2 protein-coding genes are annotated in these 2,962 nt (G+C 35.2%); both read left to right on the top strand.

Going from position 1 to position 2,962, the window contains the following annotated elements; genetic code table 11:
* Positions 1–190: 190 nt before the first annotated feature.
* Positions 191–2,002 carry an Ig-like domain-containing protein gene (locus RT405_RS05560; RefSeq protein ID WP_313468267.1) on the top strand — a complete coding sequence of 604 codons (1,812 nt, stop codon included), beginning with the start codon at positions 191–193 and terminating at the stop codon, positions 2,000–2,002.
* Between the two features lie 52 nt (positions 2,003–2,054).
* Positions 2,055–2,750, top strand: coding sequence for a WxL domain-containing protein (locus tag RT405_RS05555; RefSeq protein WP_313468266.1), 696 nt, complete (start codon positions 2,055–2,057; stop codon positions 2,748–2,750).
* Positions 2,751–2,962 lie beyond the last annotated feature (212 nt).

The following is a 2,962-nucleotide window of genomic DNA, read 5'->3' as shown; positions in this document are numbered from 1 at the left end:
TGTTTTTGTTATAAAAATTGTCTTAAAAAATTCGTTTATGCTTTCCCTTATGAGAATGATTAAGTATAAACAAACTGAGAAAACAATAAAATAAGGCTTATTATTTTATTTAAAATTCAAATAATGATAGCATTATGATAGTACTTTAATTATTACGAAATCACATAATGGTTGATAAAGGAGGGGAGTAATGTTAAAAAAATCGTTACTATGTATAAGCTGCTTTTTTTTATTTTTTAATCAGTCAATAATTACAACTGCGGAAACAAGTCTGGGCAATGATCGTAAAGTTGAACTAGATGTTTCAGCAACTAGTAAAAATGATATTCAAGATGTCAAAAATCCCGATAGTTTAGTTTTAGAAGATGATAAGCAGAAAAAAATAGAAAAAGAAAAAAACGAAACCTTATCTTCAGAAGATAGGACTCAAGAATCTTTACAAAATAATCTCCCCTCTCAGGAAACCATTGAAGACATACTAGAAAAGGAGGATTTAGGAGAGGGTAATATACAAGAATTTTATGTGCCAATAAAAGAAAGTAATGAACAAAATGCTAGTGTTGAATCAGATACAGAAAATCAAATGGCTATCAAACAAGACAGGCTGCTTGGTATTAGTATTTTAGGTGATACAAGTTTAAACATTAGACGAACTAGCACAAGCAATCAAGAAACTATTGTATTAGAATACACAGGATCCAGTTTAGCAAATTTGGAGTTAAAAACGTTTGATAATACGTTTATTACATTTCAGCTACCAGCTGAAATAGCTAGCATCATCTCAATAGATAATTTATCAGCAACTTATGATGTTCCCTCAGTCAGCCTGCTGATTCCTTTATTTAGAAAAAAAGGTGAGTTTGGAAATCAAGATATTACAATTCAAGGGAACCAAGTAGTTATAAATTATAAAAGCTTAGCTGCTTTAAACTTATTATCAATTGTATCTAATTACAACTTCAAGTTGACAATAAATCTAAACGAACTTCCGCTAACATCAACTGGTAAATATGAATTTAAGTCAGCGTCTACAGATCAACTTATTGATATTTCAATACTTTCAAATGGATTAGCGACAGCTACAATAGCAGCGCCCAAAACCCCTATTCCTGAAGCACCACTACTCAATACTCCTCACTACACGACAGACACACTTGTTAGTGGAACGGGAGAACCCAATGCGCAAGTGATCATTACTGTAGGGAATGTAGAATATAGAGGAACAATTAACGAAATTGGGCAATTTTCCTTGTCAATTCCTGCACAGACTTCTGGGACAACGATAACTGCAGTAGTTGATAATGGTAACCCACAAATAAGCCAATCAAGTTCTTTAACAGTTCTAGAATTTCCGAAAGCTCCATCAATCGAAACGGTATATAGCAATGATACTGTCGTTAGAGGTAGTGGAATACCTAATGCGAAAATACAAACGACAATTGATGGTACTGTTTATGAAGGAATAACGAATACGGATGGAAAATATTCCATTGAAATACCTAGACAATCAGCCGGTACATTGATTTCAGTGGGTACTATAGATGAATTTGGAACGATTAGCGAGTTGAGAGAAGCAACAGTTCAGCAAGCAAATTTAGCATTTGAATCTATCCCAAGTCAACTAGTTTTTGAAGAAACGATGATCAGTTCTGTACCAAAAACAATTTTGCGTGAAGAAGAAGATTGGACTATTAAAGTTCGAGATACAAGAGGTCCAAATAGCAAATGGAAGCTAATCGCCATAGCAGATGATTTTATAACAATACTACCAGATGGTAGCACCCATACGTTATCAGATGCACTTGTATACAAAGATAGTAATGGAGAAACGCATTCATTAAGTGAGAGCCAAGTTCTATTTAATGGGCAAACAGACGAAGAAAGAATTATACCAGTAAACTGGCGCGCTGAAGAAGGACCTTTGCTTGAAATAATACCTTCTGATGCATACGCGCAGCAATACAGCACGACAATTACTTGGACATTAGAAGATGCACCCTAAGCAATTTACTAACTTTAACTAACGCATAAATGAATTAAGGAGGAACAAGTATATGAAGAATAAAAAATTAGTTTCTTTAGCACTGATTGGACTGTTTTTTATAGGAGGATTGTCTCAAAGTGTTACTGCAGCTGAATCTGAAGCTACAGTAAATTTTATACCGGCAGGAGAAGATTCGCCTGCAGTTTTAGATCCTACTACACCAGAGACATCTTATACTCCAGGACCTGGTGATCCAGATGGCGTAACGACGGGGGAAGCAGGCCCGCTCACATTAGACTTTGTTTCAAATATCGAATTCGATGATCATGAAATTAGTGCGGTAAGTGAAGTATATAATTCGATAACATTAAGGCCATTTATTCAAGTTACGGATAGACGTGGTACAGGCGGAGGTTGGACGGTTACCGCAACTGCCAGTTCATTTACTACTGGTACTACACCAACACCTTCTTTACAAGGATCAACGATAACGTTATCAAATGCAAGTCTTATTTCAAATAATACGACCACTGCACCATCTACTTTAAATGATTCTATAGTATTAGAAACAGATGGCGCTACTAGTGCAATTGTAGTTGAAGCAGCACAAGATGAAGGACTGGGTTCTTGGATCACTCGTTGGTTTGATCCAGCAGAAACGGCAGCTACAGAAAACTCAAATGTTACTTTAACTGTTCCTGGCGGTGTGGCAACACAAGGAACACATACTGCAACAATTACCTGGCTATTGGAAGCGGCTCCTTAGAAAAATAGTAAGTTATTTAAGAAAAACGAATCCCCAACTCTTTAATTGGGGATTCATTTAATAGGTTTAGTAAAATAACTTTATATAAAAGAGGGAAAAAGATGCTAAAAAAATCAGGAATATTTTTAATTACTTTAATTGCTACCTTATTTCTTCTACCAATCAAATCAGTACAAGCGGAAGAAAATGTTGGCTTCTCTGTTCAAGCTGTT

Source organism: Carnobacterium sp., from assembly GCF_032094055.1.
Classification (GTDB): Bacteria; Bacillota; Bacilli; order Lactobacillales; family Carnobacteriaceae; genus Carnobacterium_A.
The sequence above is the reverse complement of the archived record's forward strand: the minus strand, read 5'-3'. Positions and strand labels throughout refer to the sequence as shown.

Excerpts from the sequence above, each read along its gene's own strand:
- RT405_RS05560 (WP_313468267.1), top strand. The coding sequence starts at position 191 with ATGTTAAAAAAATCGTTACTATGTATAAGCTGCTTTTTTTTATTTTTT.
- RT405_RS05555 (WP_313468266.1), top strand. The coding sequence starts at position 2,055 with ATGAAGAATAAAAAATTAGTTTCTTTAGCACTGATTGGACTGTTTTTT.